Genomic DNA, 18,993 nt, shown 5'->3' with positions numbered 1-18,993 from the left:
CGGTCAGAGCGCGGGAGCGGCGGGGGAAGGGCTGTCGTCCTCGCCGACGTGGTGCACCCGGACCAGGTTGGTGGAGCCGGCCAGTCCGGGCGGGGAGCCGGCCGTGATGACCACGATGTCGCCGCGCTCGCAGCGGCCGATGGCCAGCAGCGCCGCGTCGACCTGGGCGATCATCTCGTCGGTGGTCTCCACCAGCGGGCCCATGAAGGTCTCCACGCCCCAGCTCACCGAGAGCTGGCTGCGGACTGCGGGCTCGTAGGTGAAGGCCAGCACCGGGATCGGCGAGCGGTAGCGGGACAGCCGCCGGGCGGTGTCGCCGGACTGGGTGAAGGCGACCAGGTACCGGGCGCCCAGGAAGTCGCCGATCTCGGCGGCGGCGCGGGCGACCGCCCCGCCCTGGGTCCGCGGCTTGTTGCTCTCGGTGAGCGGCGGCAGCCCGCCCTCGATCAGGTCCTCCTCGGCCGCGCAGATGATCCGGGCCATGGTGCGGACGGTCTCGGAGGGGTACTTGCCGACGCTGGTCTCGCCGGAGAGCATCACCGCGTCGGTGCCGTCCAGGACGGCGTTGGCGACGTCGGAGGCCTCGGCCCGGGTCGGCCGGGAGGCGCTGATCATGGAGTCCAGCATCTGGGTGGCCACGATCACCGGCTTGGCATTGCGGCGGCAGAGCTTGATGGCGCGCTTCTGCACCAGCGGGACCTGCTCCAGCGGCATCTCCACGCCGAGGTCGCCGCGGGCAACCATGACCCCGTCGAAGGCGTTGACGATGCCCTCCAGGTTCTCCACCGCCTGCGGCTTCTCGACCTTGGCGATGACCGGGACGAAACGTCCCTCCTGGCGCATCACCGCGTGCACGTCGGTGATGTCGGCGGCGCTGCGGACGAAGGAGAGCGCGATGACATCGGCTCCGATGCGAAGTCCCCAGCGCAGGTCGGCGACGTCCTTGTCGCTGAGCGCGGGGACACTGACGGCGACTCCGGGGAGGTTGATGCCCTTGTGGTCGGACACCATCCCGCCCTCGACCACGGTGCAGCGGACGTGCGGGCCGTCCACGGCGACGACCTCCAGGCAGACCCTGCCGTCGTCGATCAGGATGCGTTCGCCCGGGGTGACGTCACCGCACAGGCCCTTGTAGGTGGTTCCGCAGGCGAGGCGGGTGCCGGGGATGTCCTCGGTGGAGATGGTGAACTCGTCACCGCGCTCCAGCAGGACCGGTCCTTCCTCGAAGGTTTCCAATCGGATCTTCGGACCCTGCAGGTCGACGAGGATGCCGACACTGCGGCCCGCCTCGTCGGCGGCCTTGCGGACCCGGTGGTAACGCTCCTCGTGCTCGGCGTAGGAGCCATGACTGAGATTCAGGCGGGCCACGTCCATCCCGGCGTCGACCAGGGACTTGATCTGGTCGTACGAGTCGGTGGCGGGGCCTAGCGTACAGACAATTTTTGCTCGGCGCATGGATCGAGCGTAGGTCTTACCGGCGAGTAGTGAAGAAGCCCTCATGGGTCGTCAGATGTCCGCTGCGTGACCTCTGCTTGAACATTTCGGTGCGATCCGCTCCTTTGCGCGCAGATGAACGGCGGCGGAACTCTGGGAGCGATGTCTGTCCGGACCACCGGGCTCTCCTTGAGGATGTCTGACATCAGGCCTCGGACGCAGGTCGGAGGCGTTGTCGGTGCGGGTGTCGGGCAGGTGGGTGGCGTGGTTCGCAGGCTGGGACGGCCCTGGGTGGTCGTCGGGACGGCGGCCGCGATCGCGGTGTGCGGCGGAGGGGCCGCGTTCTGGGTCGAGGCCGCCGGGAGCGGGACGGGCGGTGGCTCGGCGGCAGCCGCCACCGCCGACGACGGCTACCCCGGCCTGCCGCACACCGCGGTCTCGGTGGCGCCCGGCGGCTGCGGCGCCGGCTGGACCCGTCCGCAGCCGGGGCTGCAGGTGTTCGACGTCAGCGACACCGGCATCGGCGCCGAGGACGTCTACCTGAAGGACGCCGCGAGCGGGGCCGTGCTGGGCGAGGTCGAGGGCCTGGCCCCGGGCCGCTCCCGCCCGCTGCTGGTACGGCTGCCGGCCGGCAGCTACTCCTTCACCTGCCTGGCGCAGGACGTGGAGGCGGAGAACGGGCCGACGGTGAGGGTCAGCGGCGGCGGCACGGCCGGCACCCCCGCCGTGCTGCCGGTGAACCAGCACGACCTGGAGCCGCCGACGATCGCCTACCAGGCCTGGGTGGCCGGGCAGTTGCCCGGCCTGGCCACCGCGGTGGACGCGCTCAGGGCCGCGGTGGACCGCGGCGACCTGGCCGCGGCCCGCGCCGCCTGGCTCCCGGCGCACCTCGACTACGAGCGCCTCGGCGCCGCCTACGGGACCTTCGGGGACCTGGACGGCAGCATCAACGGCACCACCAAGGGCCTGCCCGGCGGGCTGACCGACCCCGGCTTCACCGGCTTCCACCGGCTGGAGTACGGGCTGTGGCACGGCCAGTCGGCGGCGGCGCTGAAGCCGGCTGCCGGGCAGCTGGCCGCGGACGTGGCGACGCTGCGCAAGCAGTGGGCGTCGGAGCAGATGGACCCGCTGGACCTGGGGCTGCGGGCACACGAGATCGTGGAGAACACCATCCAGTTCGAGCTGACCGCGCGCACCGACTACGGCAGCGGCTCCAACCTGGCCACCGCGCAGGCGAATCTGCAGGGCACCGCGGAGACGCTGAAGCTGCTGCGCCCGCTGCTGGCGCCGCGGATGCCCGCGCTGCCGAGGATCGACGCGGCGATGACGGCGGCCTCGGCGGAGCTGACGGCGCTGGGCGCGGGGAAGCCGGCCGGGGTGCCGCTGGCGTCGCTGTCCACCGGCGACCGGGAGCGGCTGAACGCGGTGTTCGGGGAGCTGGTGACCGAGTTGGCGCCGGTGGCGGCGGTATGTGATGTGCGGAGGACGTCGTGACGGACAGCGGTGCGGGTGCGGGTGTGGGTCGGCGTTCGGTGCTGCGGGGCGCGGCGGCGCTGACCACGGCGGCTGCGGTGGCCGGGACGGCGGGCGCGGCGGGCGCGACACCGGCCCTCGGCGCCGGCGCGGGTACCGGGGACAGCGCCGGTGACAGCGCGTACCCGTTCGAGGGGGTGCACCAGTCCGGGGTGCTGACGCCGAAGCAGCGCTGCGCGGCCTTTGTCGCGTTCGATGTGACCGCCGCCGACCGGGCAGGGCTGACCGGTCTGTTCCGGACTCTGACCGAGCGGCTGCGGTTCCTGACCGCGGGCGGGGTGCCGGAGCCGCTGGGGATCAGCGCGCCGCCGTCGGACTCCGGGGTGCTCGGCCCGGTGGTGCCGACGGACGGGCTGACCGCGACGCTGGCGGTGGGCTCCTCGCTGTTCGACGGCCGGTTCGGTCTGGCCGCGCGGAAGCCGCTACGGCTGAAGCCGATGGAGTCGTTCCCCGACGACGACCTGGACCCGGCCCAGTGCCAGGGCGACCTGCTGCTGCAACTCGGCGCGGACAACGCCGACACGGTCGCGCACGCGCTGCGCGACCTGGCCCAGCACACCCGCGGCGGGATGCAGGTGCGCTGGCGGATCGACGGCTTCTCCTCCCCGCCGCGGCCGGCCGGGACCCCGCGCAACCTGCTCGGCTTCCGGGACGGCACGGCCAACCCGGACACCGCCGACACCCGGGCGATGGACCAGGTGGTCTGGGTCGGCCCGGGTGCGGGCGAGCCCGCCTGGGCGGTGGACGGGTCGTACCTGGCGGTGCGGCTGATCCGGATGCTGGTGGAGTTCTGGGACCGGGTCTCGCTGAACGAGCAGGAGCGGATGTTCGGCCGGGCCAAGGCCTCCGGCGCGCCGCTGGACGGCCGGGTGGAGACCGACGCCCCGCGCTACGCGGCCGACCCGACCGGCGACGTGATCCCGATGGACAGTCACATCCGGCTGGCGAACCCGCGCACGGCCGGGACCGACAAGCTGCGGATGCTGCGCCGCGGCTTCAACTACGACCGGGGCACCGACGGCAACGGCAACCTCGACATGGGGCTGGTGTTCTGCGCCTTCCAGCAGGATCTGGACCGTCAGTTCATCGCCGTGCAGCAGAAGCTGGCGGGCGAACCGCTGGTGGACTACATCACCCCGTTCGGCGGCGGGTACTTCTTCGTGCTGCCGGGGGTCCGCAGCGCCGAGGACTGGCTCGGCCGCGGCCTGCTGAGCTGAGGGCGGCTCATCTACGCGCGCTGATGAGCTTTTTTCTCACACGGCGTTCATCCGGCCGTCATCCTGCGGCACGCGGGCGGTCGCGCGTACGGCGAAGGATGCGGGACGACAGTGTGCGGACTTTGCGTCCTGTGGAGGGACCTCGAATGGCGATAGTGGCTGGTAGTAGCGGTAGGCGGGGCGCCCGTCTGGCGGCCCTGGCGGGTGCTGCGGCACTGGTGGCGGCGGCCGGGACCTCCCCGGCGTGGGCACGGGACGGCGGCGGGCACCACCGTCCGGCTCCCCCGGTCCACGTGAAGACGGCGACCCCGATCAAGCACCTGGTGGTGATCTACGACGAGAACGTCTCGTTCGACCACTACTTCGGGACCTACCCGCAGGCGGCGAACACGGACGGCACCCCGTTCCACGCCGCCAAGAGCACCCCGAAGAATGTGAACAACCTGGTCAACTCAGGCCTGCTGAAGAAGAACCCGAACCTCTACGCGCCGCAGCGGCTCTCCTCCTCGCAGGCGCTGACCTGCGACCAGAACCACAACTACGGCCCGGAGCAGCTCTCCTACAACGGTGGCAAGGCGGACCTGTTCGTCCAGCACACCGACACCGACACCTGCTCCGGCGGCCTGTACGCGGCCCCCGGCCTGGGCATGGACTACTACGACGGCAACACCGTGACGGCGCTGTGGAACTACGCGCAGCACGGCGTGCTGGCCGACAACTCGTTCAGCGACACCTACGGTCCGTCGACCCCCGGTGCGCTCAACGTGATCTCCGGCCAGACCCACGGCGTGATCTCGGTCAGCGGCACCGGCAGCACCACCGACCCGGTGCAGACCGCCACCCCGGACACCTACACGGTGCACTCGCCGGACGCCAAGGGCGTCGGCACGGTCACCGGCGACCCGGACCCGGCGTACGACGACTGCGCGGACAACTCGCACACCAGCACCAGCGCGCTGGCGGAGCTCAAGGGCCAGAACATCGGCGACCTGCTCAACGCCAAGAACGTGACCTGGGGCTGGTTCCAGGGCGGCTTCAGCCCGAGCACCGCGTACACCGGCAAGGCCGGCACCTACGCCTCCTGCCTCGGGACCACCCACGCCAACATCGGCGGCGCGGCCTCGGTCGACTACAGCGCGCACCACAACCCGTTCGCGTACTACAAGTCGACCGCCAACCCGCACCACGTGCTGCCGACCAGCCTGAACGAGATCGGCCACGCGGGCCCGGCGAACCACAACTACGACCTGTCGTACTTCGACCAGGCCGTCGCCGCGGACAAGCTCCCGGCCGTCAGCTTCCTCAAGGCCGCCGAGTACCAGGACGGCCACGCCGGCTACTCCGACCCGACCGACGAGCAGAACTTCCTGATCAAGCAGATCAACGCGCTGGAGAAGTCGCCGGAGTGGTCCTCGACCGCGGTCGTGATCGCGTACGACGACTCCGACGGCTGGTACGACCACGTCTACCACGCGCCCACCAACGGCTCCGCCGACACCGCGGCCGGCATGGACGCGGCCTCCTGCATCGCCGCCGCGGCCAACAAGCACACCGCCCCGCTGAAGGGCTACGCCGACCGCTGCGGCCCCGGCCCGCGCCAGCCGCTGCTGGTCGTCTCGCCGTACGCCAAGAGCAACCAGATCGACCACACCTTCACCACCCAGTCCTCGATCACCTCGTTCATCGAGCAGAACTGGAAGACCAAGAAGGTCGGCGACGGGTCGTTCGACGCGACCTCGGGCTCGCTGGACTCGGCCTTCGACTTCCGCTGCCCGAACAACGAGCAGGTGCTGCTGAACGCCAACGGCTCGGTGGCCTCGGTCAAGAAGATCAGCCACCGTGACGACCGGGACACCCCGGCCAGCTTCGCGGTGGGCGACATCGCCGCCTCCACCTCGGGCACCGGCTCCTCGGCGCTGCTGTCGGCCGGTCTCGGCGCAGCCGCGCTGGCCGCGCTGGGCACCGGCTTCACGGTCTCGCGGCGCAACCGCCGCCGCGCGAACGCCTCCTCCTCGTCGGCACGGCACAGGCACCACTGAGGGCCCGGACGCCGAGCGTCCGGGCCCTCCCGCGTGCGCGGCCCCGCCTGCGCGGAACCGAACCGGTCGATGAGCCGTCGAAGCGTCACAGTCGGCTCACCGCAAGGGGCTTCGGATGCGTACAGGTCTTTCCGCTCTCATCGCCGTACCGGTCCTCGCCCTGGCCGGCTGCGCCTCCGCCGCCGGGGCGACGGCGCACCCGTCGGCCATCACGGTGATGGAGGACAGCACGGTGAAGGTGCACCTGGCCGCACCGCTGGGCACTCGCGCCGTCATCGACGCCGCCACCGGCGACCCGCTGCGGGCCTAGGGTCTGCGCCGCACGTCTGCTCCGCGCGGCGGGAAAAGCGGCGGCACCTGCCTCTCAGCCTTGGTCGGGGACGAGAGGCAGGTGCCTTGGTGGTTCTCCGCGTGCGATCCGGCGGCGCTGGCGGGGACGCGGTGGTGCAGCCCGTGCGGGCCGCCCCTGTTCTGTCAGTGTGACACGGGGGTCACACGGTCAGGGGGCGGTCCGTCGGGCGGATCGGGGCCGGCAGCGTGGAGGCGCGGCCGGAGAGGTAGCTGTCGACCGCCTTGGCCGCGGAGCGGCCCTCGGCGATCGCCCAGACGATCAGCGACTGGCCGCGACCGGCGTCACCGGCGACGAAGACGCCGTCGACGTTGGTCGCGAACTTGGCGTCCCGGCCGACGTTTCCGCGGGCGTCCAGGTCCGCGCCGAGCTGCTCGACCAGGCCGTTCTGCACGTCGGTGCCGGTGAAGCCCATGGCCAGGGTGACCAGCTGGGCCGGGATGGAGCGCTCGGTGCCGGGCACCGGCTCGAACCGGCCGGCCTTGAACTCGACCTCGACCAGGTGCAGTTCCTGGACGTTACCGTCCTCGTCGCCGGTGAAGTGCGTGGTGTTGACGGCGTAGACGCGGTCGCCGCCCTCCTCGTGCGCCGAGGTGACCTTGTAGACCATCGGCATCGACGGCCAGGGCTGGTTGGCCGGGCGGTCGTCGCTGGGGCGGGGCATGATCTCCAGCTGGGTGACCGAGGCCGCGCCCTGGCGCAGCGCGGTGCCGAGGCAGTCCGCGCCGGTGTCGCCACCGCCGATGACGATGACGTGCTTGCCCTGGGCGCTGATCGGGGAGTCGACGTAGTCGCCCTCCTGCACCTTGTTGGACAGCGGCAGGTACTCCATCGCCTGGTGGATGCCCTTGAGCTCGCGCCCGGGGACGGGCAGGTCGCGGGCGGTGGTGGCGCCGGCCGCGACCACGACCGCGTCGAAGCGCTCGCGCAGCTGGCGGCCGGTGATGTCGACGCCGACCTCGACCCCGGTGCGGAACCGGGTGCCCTCGGCGCGCATCTGCTCGACCCGCCGGTTGATGTGGCGCTTCTCCATCTTGAACTCGGGGATGCCGTAGCGCAGCAGGCCGCCGATGCGGTCGGCGCGCTCGTACACCACCACGGTGTGGCCGGCCCGGGTGAGCTGCTGGGCGGCGGCCAGACCGGCCGGGCCCGAGCCGACCACGGCGACGGTCTTGCCGGACAGGCGCTCGGGCGGCTGCGGGGCGACGCCGCCGTTGTCCCAGGCCTTGTCGATGATGGTGACCTCGACGTTCTTGATGGTCACCGGGTCCTGGTTGATGCCCAGGACGCAGGCGGACTCGCACGGCGCGGGGCACAGCCGCCCGGTGAACTCCGGGAAGTTGTTGGTCGCGTGCAGCCGCTCGATGGCGCCGCTCCAGTCGTCCCGGTAGGCCAGGTCGTTCCACTCGGGGATGAGGTTCCCGAGCGGGCAGCCGTTGTGGCAGAACGGGATGCCGCAGTCCATGCAGCGGCCGGCCTGCTTGGTGATGATGGGCAGGAGGCTGCGTTCGACGTAGACCTCGTTCCAGTCCCTGATGCGGACGTCGACGGGGCGTCGCTCGGCGAGTTGCTTGGGCGTGGTGAGGAAGCCCTTGGGGTCAGCCACGGTTGGCAGCCTCCATCATCTTCGCGGTGGTCTCGGACTCGGAGAGCCCGTCTCGCTCGGCGGCGTCCTTGGCGGCGAGCACGGCCTTGTAGTCACGGGGCATGATCTTGGAGAAGCGGGAGACCCCGCCGCCCCAGTCGGCGAGCAGCTCGGCGGCCACGGTGGAGCCGGTCTCCTCGTAGTGCTGCTGGACGGTCTCCCGCAGCCACTCGCGGTCGTTGGCGTCGGGGGCCTCGATGCCCACCATGCCGGTGTTGACGTTGTTGGGGCGCATGTCCAGCACGTAGGCGATGCCGCCGGACATGCCGGCCGCCAGGTTGCGCCCGGTCTCGCCGAGGATGACGACCCGTCCGCCGGTCATGTACTCCAGGCCGTGGTCGCCCACGCCCTCGACCACCAGGGTGGCCCCGGAGTTGCGGACCGCGAACCGCTCGCCGGCCTTGCCGCGCAGGTGGATCCGGCCGTTGGTGGCGCCGTAGCCGATGGTGTTGCCGGCGATCACGTGCTGCTGGGCGTCGGCACCGATGGCGGCGGCGTCCCGGGACGGGCGGACGACCACCACGCCGCCAGACAGGCCCTTGCCGACGTAGTCGTTGGCGTCGCCCTCCAACCGCAGCGTGATGCCGCGCGGGACGAAGGCGCCGAAGGACTGCCCGGCCGAGCCGGTGAAGGTGATGTCGATGGTGCCCTCGGGCAGGCCCTCGCCCTTGTAGCGCTTGGTCACCTCGTGGCCCAGCATGGTGCCGACGGTGCGGTTGACGTTGCGGATCGGGACCTGGGCCCGGACCGCCTCGCCGTGCAGCAGGGCCTGCTCGGCCAGCTCGATCAGCTGGTTGTCGAGGGCCTTGTCCAGGCCGTGGTCCTGGGCGACGGTCTGGTGCAGCGACGCGCCCTCGGGCAGCGCCGGGACGTGCAGCAGCGGGGCGATGTCGAGCCCGTCGGCCTTCCAGTGCTGGACCGCCTTGGCGGAGTCGATCAGCTCGGCGTGGCCGACGGCCTCCTCGATGCTGCGGAAGCCCAGCTCGGCCAGGATCTCGCGGACCTCCTCGGCGATGAACTCGAAGAAGTTCACCACGAACTCGGGCTTGCCGCTGAAGCGCTCGCGCAGCACCGGGTTCTGGGTGGCCACGCCGACCGGACAGGTGTCCAGGTGGCAGACCCGCATCATGACGCAGCCGGAGACGACCAGCGGCGCGGTGGCGAAGCCGAACTCCTCGGCGCCGAGCAGGGCGGCGATGACGACGTCCCGGCCGGTCTTGAGCTGGCCGTCGGTCTGGACGACGATGCGGTCGCGCAGGCCGTTGAGCAGCAGCGTCTGCTGGGTCTCGGCGAGGCCCAGCTCCCAGGGGCCGCCCGCGTGCTTCAGCGAGGTGAGCGGCGAGGCGCCGGTGCCGCCGTCGTGGCCGGAGACCAGGACCACGTCCGCGTGCGCCTTGGAGACGCCCGCCGCGACCGTGCCGACGCCGACCTCGGAGACCAGCTTCACATGGATGCGGGCCGCCGGGTTGGCGTTCTTGAGGTCGTGGATCAGCTGGGCCAGGTCCTCGATGGAGTAGATGTCGTGGTGCGGCGGCGGGGAGATCAGGCCCACGCCGGGGGTGCTGTGCCGGGTCCTGGCCACCCACGGGTAGACCTTGTGTCCTGGCAGCTGGCCGCCCTCGCCGGGCTTGGCGCCCTGCGCCATCTTGATCTGGATGTCGTCGGAGTTGACCAGGTACTCGCTGGTGACGCCGAAGCGGCCGGAGGCGACCTGCTTGATCGAGGAGCGGCGGGCCGGGTCGTGCAGCCGTTCCGGGTCCTCGCCGCCCTCGCCGGTGTTGGACTTGCCGCCGATGCTGTTCATCGCGATGGCGAGGGTCTCGTGCGCCTCCATCGAGATGGAGCCGTAGGACATCGCGCCGGTGGAGAAGCGCTTGACGATGTCGGCGACCGACTCGACCTCGTCGATGGAGACCGGCTCGCGGCCCTCGGTGTGGAAGCCGAACAGGCCGCGCAGCGTCATCAGCCGCTCGGACTGCTCGTTCACCCGCGCGGTGTACTGCTTGAAGATGTCGTAGCGCTTGGTGCGGGTGGAGTGCTGCAGCCGGAACACCGTCTCCGGGTCGAACAGGTGCGGCTCGCCCTCGCGGCGCCACTGGTACTCGCCGCCGATCTCCAGCCGGCGGTGCGCCGGGGAGATGCCGGAGACCGGGTAGGCCTGGGCGTGCCGGGCGGCGGTCTCCTGGGCGACCTGGTCCAGGGTGATACCGCCGAGCTTGGTGGTGGTGCCGGCGAAGTAGGTGTCCACCAGCTCCTGGGAGAGGCCGATCGCCTCGAAGACCTGCGCGCCGCGGTAGGAGGCGACGGTGGAGATGCCCATCTTGGACATCACCTTGAGGACGCCCTTGCCGAGCGCGTAGATCAGGTTGCGGATGGCCTTCTCGGGCTCGACGCCCTGGATGAAGTTGCCCTCCCCCGCCATGTCCTCGACCGACTCCATGGCCAGGTACGGGTTGACCGCGCCGGCGCCGTAGCCGATCAGCAGCGCCACGTGGTGCACCTCACGGACGTCCCCGGCCTCGACGATCAGGCCGACGTGGGTGCGCTGCTTGGTGCGGATCAGGTGGTGGTGCACGGCCGCGGTGAGCAGCAGCGACGGGATCGGCGCGTGCTCGGCGTCGGAGTGCCGGTCGGAGAGCACGATGATCCGGGCGCCGTCGGCGATCGCGGCGTCGGCCTCGGCGGCGATCTCGGTCAGCCGGGCGGCCAGGGCCGCGCCGCCGCCGCCGACCTTGTAGAGGCCGGAGAGGGTGACCGCCTTGAGGCCGGGCAGGTCGCCGTCCGCGTTGATGTGCACGAGCTTGGCCAGCTCGTCGTTGTCTATCACCGGGAACGGCACGGTGACCGTGCGGCAGGAGGCCGCCTCGGCGTGCAGCAGGTTGCCCTCCGGGCCGAGGTTGCTGGACAGCGAGGTGACCAGCTCCTCCCGGATGGCGTCCAGCGGCGGGTTGGTGACCTGCGCGAACAGCTGGGTGAAGTAGTCGAACAGCAGCCGGGGCTTCTCCGAGAGCGCGGCGATGGGCGAGTCGGTGCCCATCGAGCCGAGCGGCTCGCCGCCGCTGGTGGCCATCGGCGCGAGGATGATCCGCAGCTCCTCCTCGGTGTAGCCGAAGGTCTGCTGGCGCCGGGTGACCGAGGCGTGGGTGTGCGCGATGTGCTCGCGCTCGGGCAGCGCGTCCAGGGTGATCGAGCCGGCGTGCAGCCACTCCTGGTACGGGTTCTCGGCGGCGAGGGAGGACTTGATCTCCTCGTCCTCGATGATCCGGCCCTGGGCGGTGTCGATCAGGAACATCTTGCCGGGCTGCAGCCGGCCCTTGCGGACCACCTGGTCCTGCGGGATGTCCAGCACGCCGACCTCGGAGGCCAGTACGACCAGGCCGTCCTCGGTGATCCAGTACCGGGCCGGGCGCAGGCCGTTGCGGTCCAGCACCGCGCCGATCTGGGTGCCGTCGGAGAAGGTGACGCAGGCCGGGCCGTCCCACGGCTCGATCAGGTTCGCGTGGAACTGGTAGAAGGCGCGGCGGGCCGGCTCCATGGTGGCGTGGTTCTCCCACGCCTCCGGGATCATCATCAGCACCGAGTGCGGCAGCGAGCGTCCGCCGAGGTGCAGCAGCTCCAGCACCTCGTCGAAGGACGCGGTGTCCGAGTGGTCCGGGGTGCAGATCGGGAAGATCCGGTCCAGGCCCTGTCCCTTGCTGTTGGCCGGGATCAGCTCGGTGGCCAGCTGGGACTCGCGCGCGGTCATCCAGTTGCGGTTGCCCTTGACCGTGTTGATCTCGCCGTTGTGCGCGATGAACCGGTACGGGTGGGCCAGCGGCCAGCTCGGGAAGGTGTTGGTGGAGAAGCGGGAGTGCACCAGGCCGATCGCGGAGGCGAAGCTGCGGTCGGAGAGGTCGGGGAAGAACGGCTCCAGCTGCCCGGTGGTGAGCATGCCCTTGTAGACCAGGGTGCGGGCGGACAGCGAGGGGAAGTAGAGGCCGTGCTCGCGTTCGGCGCGCTTGCGCAGCACGAAGGCGATCCGGTCCAGCTCCAGACCGGTCCGCTCGCCCGCGGCGTCGCTGACGAACAGCTGGCGGAACCGGGGCATCACCGAGCGGGCGGTGTCGCCCAGCAGGTCGGGGGTGACCGGGACGTCGCGCCAGCCGAGGACGGTCAGGCCCTCCTCGGCGGCGACGGCCTCGATACCGGCCACAGCGGCCGCGTCGGCGGCGTCGTCGTCGGGGAGGAAGGCGATGCCGACCGCGTAGGAGCCGGCGGCGGGCAGCTCGAAGCCGACCCTGCCGCGGAAGAAGGCGTCCGGGATCTGCGTCAGGATGCCGGCGCCGTCGCCGGAGTCGGGCTCCGCTCCGGTGGCGCCGCGGTGCTCCAGGTTGCGGAGGACCGTCAGGGCCTGCTCGACGATGCGGTGCTCGGCCTTGCCGGTGAGCGTCGCCACAAAGCCGACGCCGCATGCGTCGTGCTCGTTGCTGGGGTCGTACAGGCCCTGCTGAGCGGGGCGCGCGTCCGCCAGAGCCCAGTAGGGCTGAGGGGCCCGGTTGGCGCCAGGGGCGGAGTGCGGGGACGCAGACAGCATCGGCTCTCCCGTCGTGTCGTCGTGTTCGGCATGGTCACAATTCACATGCGCATCCGGGACGACGCTGGCCCTCTGCGATTTCGTGCAGGTTACATGATGCCCAAGATTCCACCAAGTGGATTCTCTAGTCCACCATGTGGACAACCCAGCAGGTCAGGGCCCTTGTCTGGTGACCACTCGGACGTCCTCGCAAGTGTGCCCGAACGGATGCCCTACGAAACAGTGGGTTTACCCGGTCGCACTGTGTGAGTAACACCACGCGATCATCGAACCGGGCCGGGCGGCTCAGCCGACCTGGGCGCCGATCAGGCTGCCCAGCGCGAAAGTGATCGCCGCCGCCGCGCTGCCCAGCGCCAGCTGCCGCAGGCCACTGAACCACCAGGTCCTGGCGGTCACCCGGCTCACCACCGCGCCGCAGCCGAACAGGCCGACCAGCGCCAGACCCAGCGACGGCAGCAGGCTGGCCGCACCCAGCAGGTACGGCAGCAGCGGCAGCAGCGCGCCCAGGGCGAAGGCCAGGAACGAGGACCCGGCCGCCAGCAGCGGCGAGGGCAGGTCCTCCACGTCGATGCCCAGCTCCTCGCGGGCGTGCACCTCCAGCGCGCGGTCCGGGTCGGCGGTCAGCTGCTGGGCCACCTCGAACGCCAGCCGCGGCTCCACCCCGCGCTCCACATACAGCTGGGCCAGCTCGGCCAGCTCCTCGGTCGGGTTGCGGCGCAGCTCGATCCGCTCGATCTCCAGCTCGGCCTGGACCAGCTCGCGCTGCGAGGCCACCGAGGTGTACTCCCCCGCCGCCATCGAGAACGCGCCGGCCGCGAGCCCGGCCAGGCCGGTCAGCACGATCGCCTGGTGGCCGACGTTCCCGCCGACGACCCCGGCCATCAGCGCGAAGTTCGACACCAGGCCGTCCATCGCCCCGAACACCGCCGGACGCAGCCAGCCGCCGTTCACGTCGCGGTGGGTGTGCGCGTAGGCCTCGGCGGTGGCGGCTATGGACTCGGCGGAGGGGACGGAGGGGTTGTCGGCAGGTACGGTCGTCGTGGTCACACCAGGAAAATAGCCTGCGTCAACTTTTTGTTCCAGCAAGGCAGTGCTGCCTTACCACCCCTTCTGACCTGCAAGGTAAGGCTTGCCTTCAGCGGTAGAAGGCCCGCCGGACCCGACGCAGCCAGGCGTCCGCGGCGGCGGTGTCCGGCGCCTCCGGCAGCACCCCGGGACGGTCCAGCGCCGCCTCGGCGCGGGCCAGCAGCGGGCGGGCCCGCTCCGGCTGCTCGGCGATGGCCTCGCCGAGCCGGCGCACCGCGTCCGGGTCCGGCAGACGCAGCGTCAGCTCGCCGGTGGTGTGCAGCTGCTCGGCCTGGCGCAGCAGCCGGACCAGGTGCCGGGCGTGCTTGGCGCCCTTCGCCCGCTGCTCCGGGCGGTGGCCCTGCAGCTTGCGGAACTGCTGGTCGGCGTAGCCGAGGTAGGCGTTGCGGACCGCGCGCGCCGAGTGCAGCGAGCGGCGCAGCCCGATCAGCTCCTGTCCCAGCGGGGCGGCCGTCTCGTACGACTCCAGCCAGAGCAGCTCGCTCGCGGTGGGGTTGCTCGACAGCATCAGCCGCAGGGCCTTCCCGGCCTCGTGCAGGGTGCGATCAGGACTGGTGGTGACCAGCGACTCCTTCGGCCGGTGCAGCCCGAACAGCTGCTCGGTCGGCACCGCGAACATGCCCATCCGGTCGACGTCGGACCCGGCATGCGCCAGCCCGTACGCGGTCGAACCGACGACACCGCCCAACAGGATCTCCATCCCCAGAGCCTCGCCGAACCGGCGGCACGGGGCCACCGAATATCAGGCGTAGGGGTGCCAGCCACGGGTGTCGATCGGGAAGCCCATGGGCTCGGGCATGGTCAGGGACTGGCCGAAGATCCCGGCCGAGGTCTCGACGTAGCGGCTGCCGTCCAGTTCCAGCACGTGCCAGCTGCCGTCGTTGGGGTCGATGATCACGTAGACCGGGACCCGGGCGTCGGCGTAGCGCAGCCGCTTGTCCTCCCAGTCGCGCTTGATGGCGGCACGGGTCGTGGACACCGTCTCGACCACCGCGAGCAGGATGTCCGCGGGCCAGTCGCCCATCGTCAGCGGGGTGTCCTCGGCCCGGACCACAACCGCGTCGGCCCGCGGCTGGTAGTCGTCCGCCAGGTAGATCCCCCGCTCCGACCAGGCCGCGAACGGCTCCGGTGTCTGCCGGACGAAGGCACGACCGGGCAGATCGTGGATCGACCCGGGGTTCGCCTGCATGACGAGCTCGCCGTCCAGCAGTTCCACGTACAGTCCCGCCGGGATCTCCAGGTCGTGCCACGCCTGGATCAGGCGGTTGCTGACGCTGCCGCTCGGAGCGGGGGGATCGGTCGCCATACCCGAACGTTACCAAGGGCTTCCGGTCGGCCGGGCTGTCAGTGCAGGCGGCCGTCCGTCAGTTGGAGGAGGTGGTCGGCTCGGGAGAGCAGGTCGTGGTCGTGGGTGACCAGGAGGGTGGCGGTGCGGCGTTCGCGGGTGATTCCGGCGAGGAGGTCGATGATCTGGGCGCCGCGTTCGTGGTCCAGGGCCGAGGTGGGTTCGTCGACCAGCAGTACCGCGGGTTCGGCGAACAGCGCGCGGGCGATGTTGACCCGCTGGCGCTCGCCGCCGGAGAGCTGGTGCGGGCGGCGGTGCTGCTTGCCGTCGCCGAGGCCGACCGAGGCGAGCAGCTGCTCGGCGCGGGCGCGGGCCCGCCCCGGGCGGATCCCGCGCAGGTGGGCCACCGCCAGCAGCTGCTCCAGCGCGGTCAGCGACGACAGCAGGTTGGCCTGCTGGAACACGATGCCGATCTGCTCCCTGCGCAGCGCGGTGGCCTGCTTGGCGGAGAGCCCGGCGGTGTCCTGGCCCGCGACGACCAGCTGCCCGGAGTCCGGCCGCAGCAGCGTCGCGGCGACCGCCAGCAGGCTGGACTTCCCCGACCCCGACGGGCCGACGATCGCGGTCAGCTCGCCGGGGACGGCCCGCAGGCTGACCGCGTCCAGCGCGGTGAGTCTGCGGTCGCCGTCCGGATAGGTGAGAACGACGTCTCGAAGGGTGAGACCGTCAGTGGCGACGGCGGTGCTGGTCATCGGTTGGCTCCCAGGGCGGTCAGCGGGTCGACGGAGGTGATCCGGTGGACGGCGAGGGCCGCCCCGGCGAGGCCGAGCAGCACCATCGCCAGCACCGGCACGGCCACGGTGCCGAAGCCCGCGGCGAACGGCAGGCCGTTGCCGCTGAGCAGCGCCCCGCCGCTCAGGCCGAGCGCGGCCCCGGTGAGCGCGCCGCCGAGCAGCAGCACCAGCGCCTGGCCGAGGGCGTCCCGGACCAGGTAGCCGCTGGCCGCCCCGACCGCCTTGAGCACGGCGATGTCGGTGCGGCGCTGCACCGTCCAGACGGTGAAGAAGGCGCCGACGACCAGCGCGCTCACCGCGAACAGAAATCCCTGGATCATCCGCAGGCTGCCCTGTTCGGCGGAGAAGCCGTCGATCCCGCCGAGCGCGTCGGAGCGGCTGACGGTGCGGGTGTTGGCGATCCGGTCCAGCCGGCGGGTGTCGGCGCTGCCCGGGTCGACGGCCAGCGCGCCGGGGCCGGTCGCGCCGCTGATCCGCTGCCAGGTGGGCTCGGTGGTCCAGACGCTGGGGGCATGGCCGTAGGAGCGGTCGGCGGTGATCCCGGAGACGGTGAGGGTCCTGGTGCCGACGGTGACCGTGCTGCCGAGCGCGGCCCCGGTCGCCGCGCCCACCGCGACCTGGCCCTCGCCCGGCGCCGTGCCGGACCGCAGCGGCGGCAGCAGCGCGGCCGGGACGCCCAGGACGCTGACCGAGGTGACCGTCCCCGCGGCGCCGAGCCGGGACATCGCGACGCCCAGCGGCGCCACCGCGCCCACCCCCGGCGCGGACCGCCAGGCGGCCAGCTGGGCGGCGTCGATGCCGCTGTTGCTGAAGGACACCTCGGCCGGTGCGCCCGGGGGCGCGCCGAAGACCACGTCCCGGGCCGGGAGCCCGGAGACCGCCGAGGAGGCGCCGGCCGCGAGGCCGCCGGTGAGGCCGTAGAGCAGCACCACCAGGGTGCTGATCAGCATGACCACCACACCCATCAGGGCGAACCGCCCCCGGGCGAAGCGGATGTCACGCAGGGCGACGAACAAGGGGTCCTCCGGGGACGGGCGGGGTGGCTGACTCCTCCACCCTCCGGGAACCGCCGCCCCGATCCATCAGGGAGAGGACTGGTCCCGAATCCATCGAAAGGTTGATGCCGCGCAGCGCCCGCGCAGCCGCCGCTCCCCCGTAGGCTCGACGGTTGTGACCAGCACCGACGCCCCGACCCCGGCCCCCGGCTCCGTCCACCTGCCCGCGCTGCGGGTGATGGGCGCGCTGCTGCACGCCATGTTCTACGCGCTGCTGGTCGCCGGGCTGCTCAACGGCGGCGGCCCGCTCGCCGTGCTGCTGGGGGCGCTGCTCGGGCTGGCCTACGCCGCGGGCGGGCTGCCCCGGGTGCGGTCCGGCCGGGTCGCGGCGCGCTGGTGGCTGGGCGGGGTGGTCCTGGTCTGGGCGGCGCTGACCGCGCTGGACCCGGCGGTCGGCTACGTCGTCTTCCCGCTGTTCCTGATCTGCCTGCACCTGCTGCCGCGGGCCTGGGCGCTGCCCGCGGTCGCCGCGATGACCGGGGTGGTGGTGGCCGCGCAGGCGACCACGCCCGGTGGGCTGACCACCGCGAAGGTGCTCGGCCCGTGCATAGGGGCGCTGGTCGCGGTGCTCACCGCGTACGGCTACGCGGTGCTCTACCAGGAGAGCAGCCGGCGGCAGCAGCTGATCGACGACCTGGTCCGGACCCGCGACGAGCTGGCCGCCACCCAGCGCGAGGCCGGGCGGCTGGCCGAACGGCAGCGGCTGGCCCGGGAGATCCACGACACCCTGGCCCAGGGCCTTTCCAGCATCGTCCTGCTCTCCCGGAGCGCGGAGCGCGCGCTGCCGCCGGGGTCCGGCGCCGCGGCGGACCGGATCCGCGAGATCGGCGCGACCGCCGCGGAGAACCTGGCCGAGGCCCGGCGCTTCGTCGCCGCGCTCACCCCTCCGTCGCTGCGGGACGCGACCCTGCCCGAGGCGCTGCGCCGGGTCGCCGCCGGGTACGGGCCGGTCCCCGAGGTGGCGTTCCAGCTGGACGGGACGGCGTACCCGCTGCCGGTGGAGGCGGAGGTGGCGCTGCTCCGGCTGACCCAGGAGGCGCTGGCCAACGTCCGGCGGCACGCCGGGGCCGAGCGCGCCGCGGTCACCCTCTGCTACTTGGACGACCAGGTCACCCTGGACGTCTACGACGACGGCCGCGGCTTCGACCAGGAGGCGGTGTCGGCGCGGCGGGGCCCGCGGTTCGGGCTGCACGGGATGCGGGAGCGGATCGCCGACCTCGGCGGGGTGCTCTCGATCGAGTCCGCCCCGGGCGAGGGCACCGCCGTCGCCGTCTCCCTGCCGCTGGCCGCGGTGGACGGCGGTGCGCGGTGATCCGGGTGCTGCTGGTGGACGACCACCCGGTGGTGCGGCGCGGGCTGCGGGCGCTGCTGGAGGAGCTGCCCGGGGTGCAGCCGGTCGGCGAGGCCGCCGACGGCGCCGCCGCGCTACGGCTGCTGGACCAGCTGGACGCGGCCGGCGGACCCCCGGTGGACGTGGTGCTGATGGACCTTCAGATGGGCGAGGGCATGCACGGGGTCGAGGCCACCGGCCGGATCAGCGCCCGTCCCGACGCCCCCTCGGTGCTGATCCTCACCACCTACAGCACCGACGCCGACATCCTGGCCGCGGTCGAGGCCGGGGCCACCGGCTACCTGCTCAAGGACGCCCCGCCGGAGGACCTGGCCGCCGCGGTCCTGGCCGCCGCCCGCGGCGAGACGGTGCTCGCCCCACCGGTCGCGGCCCGACTGCTGGGACGGGTACGGGCCGACGGGCCGCGGCTCTCGCCGCGGGAGGAGGAGATCCTCGGGCTGCTGGCCGAGGGGCTGGCGAACCGTCAGATCTCCAAGCGCCTGTTCATCAGCGAGGCCACCGTGAAGACCCATCTGGTGCACCTCTACGACAAGCTCGGGGTGGACAGCAGGACCGCCGCGATCGCGGCCGGCCTGCGGCGCGGTCTGATCCGGCGGTCCTGACCTCCACCCCCGGCCCCGGTCGGGGCCGCC

At 72.2% G+C, this 18,993-nt stretch carries 14 protein-coding genes; 6 read left to right on the top strand and 8 right to left on the bottom strand.

Features of this window, described 5'->3' with window-relative positions; genetic code table 11:
• Positions 1–3 precede the first annotated feature (3 nt).
• Positions 4–1,455, bottom strand: a complete 1,452-nt coding sequence (gene pyk, locus ACEZDE_RS09620) for a pyruvate kinase (protein ID WP_380534526.1) — start codon at positions 1,453–1,455, stop codon at positions 4–6.
• 243 nt (positions 1,456–1,698) lie between these two features.
• On the opposite strand from pyk, the gene ACEZDE_RS09615 reads away from it, so the two are divergent.
• The 4 genes from ACEZDE_RS09615 to ACEZDE_RS09600 all read left to right on the top strand — a co-directional run bounded on the left by ACEZDE_RS09615 (position 1,699) and on the right by ACEZDE_RS09600 (position 6,533).
• Positions 1,699–2,928, top strand: a complete 1,230-nt coding sequence (locus ACEZDE_RS09615) for an EfeM/EfeO family lipoprotein (RefSeq protein ID WP_380534525.1) — start codon at positions 1,699–1,701, stop codon at positions 2,926–2,928.
• On the top strand, positions 2,925–4,184 hold the full coding sequence (gene efeB, locus ACEZDE_RS09610) for an iron uptake transporter deferrochelatase/peroxidase subunit (protein ID WP_380534524.1): 1,260 nt from the start codon (positions 2,925–2,927) through the stop codon (positions 4,182–4,184). Before ACEZDE_RS09615 ends, efeB begins: the two co-directional genes overlap by 4 nt.
• A gap of 146 nt (positions 4,185–4,330) precedes the next feature.
• Positions 4,331–6,223 carry a phospholipase C gene (locus ACEZDE_RS09605; protein ID WP_380534522.1) on the top strand — a complete coding sequence of 631 codons (1,893 nt, stop codon included), beginning with the start codon at positions 4,331–4,333 and terminating at the stop codon, positions 6,221–6,223.
• A 115-nt stretch (positions 6,224–6,338) separates the two neighbouring features.
• Entirely contained in the window at positions 6,339–6,533 is a 195-nt protein-coding gene (locus ACEZDE_RS09600; RefSeq protein ID WP_380534520.1) for a hypothetical protein, read from the top strand.
• A gap of 181 nt (positions 6,534–6,714) precedes the next feature.
• On the opposite strand, the gene ACEZDE_RS09595 is transcribed toward ACEZDE_RS09600, so the two are convergent.
• From ACEZDE_RS09595 to ACEZDE_RS09565, 7 genes are all read right to left on the bottom strand, one after another.
• Positions 6,715–8,178, bottom strand: a complete 1,464-nt coding sequence (locus ACEZDE_RS09595) for a glutamate synthase subunit beta (protein WP_380534518.1) — start codon at positions 8,176–8,178, stop codon at positions 6,715–6,717.
• A complete protein-coding gene (gene gltB, locus ACEZDE_RS09590) occupies positions 8,171–12,790 on the bottom strand; it encodes a glutamate synthase large subunit (RefSeq protein ID WP_380534516.1) in 4,620 nt (1,539 codons plus the stop codon). The genes ACEZDE_RS09595 and gltB overlap by 8 nt, the downstream gene beginning before the upstream one ends.
• Before the next feature lie 285 nt (positions 12,791–13,075).
• Entirely contained in the window at positions 13,076–13,783 is a 708-nt protein-coding gene (locus ACEZDE_RS09585) for a VIT1/CCC1 transporter family protein (protein ID WP_380534575.1), read from the bottom strand.
• Positions 13,784–13,925: 142 nt separating this feature from the next.
• Complete coding sequence (locus ACEZDE_RS09580; protein ID WP_380534514.1) at positions 13,926–14,612, bottom strand: nucleotidyltransferase domain-containing protein; 687 nt, start codon at positions 14,610–14,612, stop codon at positions 13,926–13,928.
• A 6-nt stretch (positions 14,613–14,618) separates the two neighbouring features.
• Entirely contained in the window at positions 14,619–15,182 is a 564-nt protein-coding gene (locus ACEZDE_RS09575) for a Uma2 family endonuclease (protein WP_380534511.1), read from the bottom strand.
• A gap of 38 nt (positions 15,183–15,220) precedes the next feature.
• Positions 15,221–15,913 carry an ABC transporter ATP-binding protein gene (locus ACEZDE_RS09570; RefSeq protein ID WP_380534509.1) on the bottom strand — a complete coding sequence of 231 codons (693 nt, stop codon included), beginning with the start codon at positions 15,911–15,913 and terminating at the stop codon, positions 15,221–15,223.
• Entirely contained in the window at positions 15,910–16,971 is a 1,062-nt protein-coding gene (locus tag ACEZDE_RS09565; RefSeq protein WP_380534507.1) for an FtsX-like permease family protein, read from the bottom strand. Before ACEZDE_RS09565 ends, ACEZDE_RS09570 begins: the two co-directional genes overlap by 4 nt.
• Positions 16,972–17,125: 154 nt before the next feature.
• On the opposite strand from ACEZDE_RS09565, the gene ACEZDE_RS09560 reads away from it, so the two are divergent.
• Both ACEZDE_RS09560 and ACEZDE_RS09555 read left to right on the top strand, forming a co-directional pair.
• Positions 17,126–18,322: a sensor histidine kinase gene (locus ACEZDE_RS09560; RefSeq protein ID WP_380534505.1), complete on the top strand. Its 1,197-nt coding sequence runs from the start codon at positions 17,126–17,128 to the stop codon at positions 18,320–18,322.
• Positions 18,319–18,963, top strand: coding sequence for a response regulator (locus ACEZDE_RS09555; RefSeq protein WP_380534503.1), 645 nt, complete (start codon positions 18,319–18,321; stop codon positions 18,961–18,963). The genes ACEZDE_RS09560 and ACEZDE_RS09555 overlap by 4 nt, the downstream gene beginning before the upstream one ends.
• Positions 18,964–18,993: the final 30 nt, after the last annotated feature.

Source organism: Streptacidiphilus cavernicola, assembly GCF_042510955.1.
Classification (GTDB): domain Bacteria; phylum Actinomycetota; class Actinomycetes; order Streptomycetales; family Streptomycetaceae; genus Streptacidiphilus; species Streptacidiphilus cavernicola.
The sequence above is the reverse complement of the archived record's forward strand: the minus strand, read 5'-3'. Positions and strand labels throughout refer to the sequence as shown.

Bases quoted from the DNA above. Each gene is read 5' to 3' on its own strand.
- pyk (WP_380534526.1), bottom strand. From the start codon at position 1,455: ATGCGCCGAGCAAAAATTGTCTGTACGCTAGGCCCCGCCACCGACTCG.
- ACEZDE_RS09605 (WP_380534522.1), top strand. From the start codon at position 4,331: ATGGCGATAGTGGCTGGTAGTAGCGGTAGGCGGGGCGCCCGTCTGGCG.
- ACEZDE_RS09600 (WP_380534520.1), top strand. From the start codon at position 6,339: ATGCGTACAGGTCTTTCCGCTCTCATCGCCGTACCGGTCCTCGCCCTG.
- gltB (WP_380534516.1), bottom strand. From the start codon at position 12,790: ATGCTGTCTGCGTCCCCGCACTCCGCCCCTGGCGCCAACCGGGCCCCT.
- ACEZDE_RS09575 (WP_380534511.1), bottom strand. From the start codon at position 15,182: ATGGCGACCGATCCCCCCGCTCCGAGCGGCAGCGTCAGCAACCGCCTG.
- ACEZDE_RS09570 (WP_380534509.1), bottom strand. From the start codon at position 15,913: ATGACCAGCACCGCCGTCGCCACTGACGGTCTCACCCTTCGAGACGTC.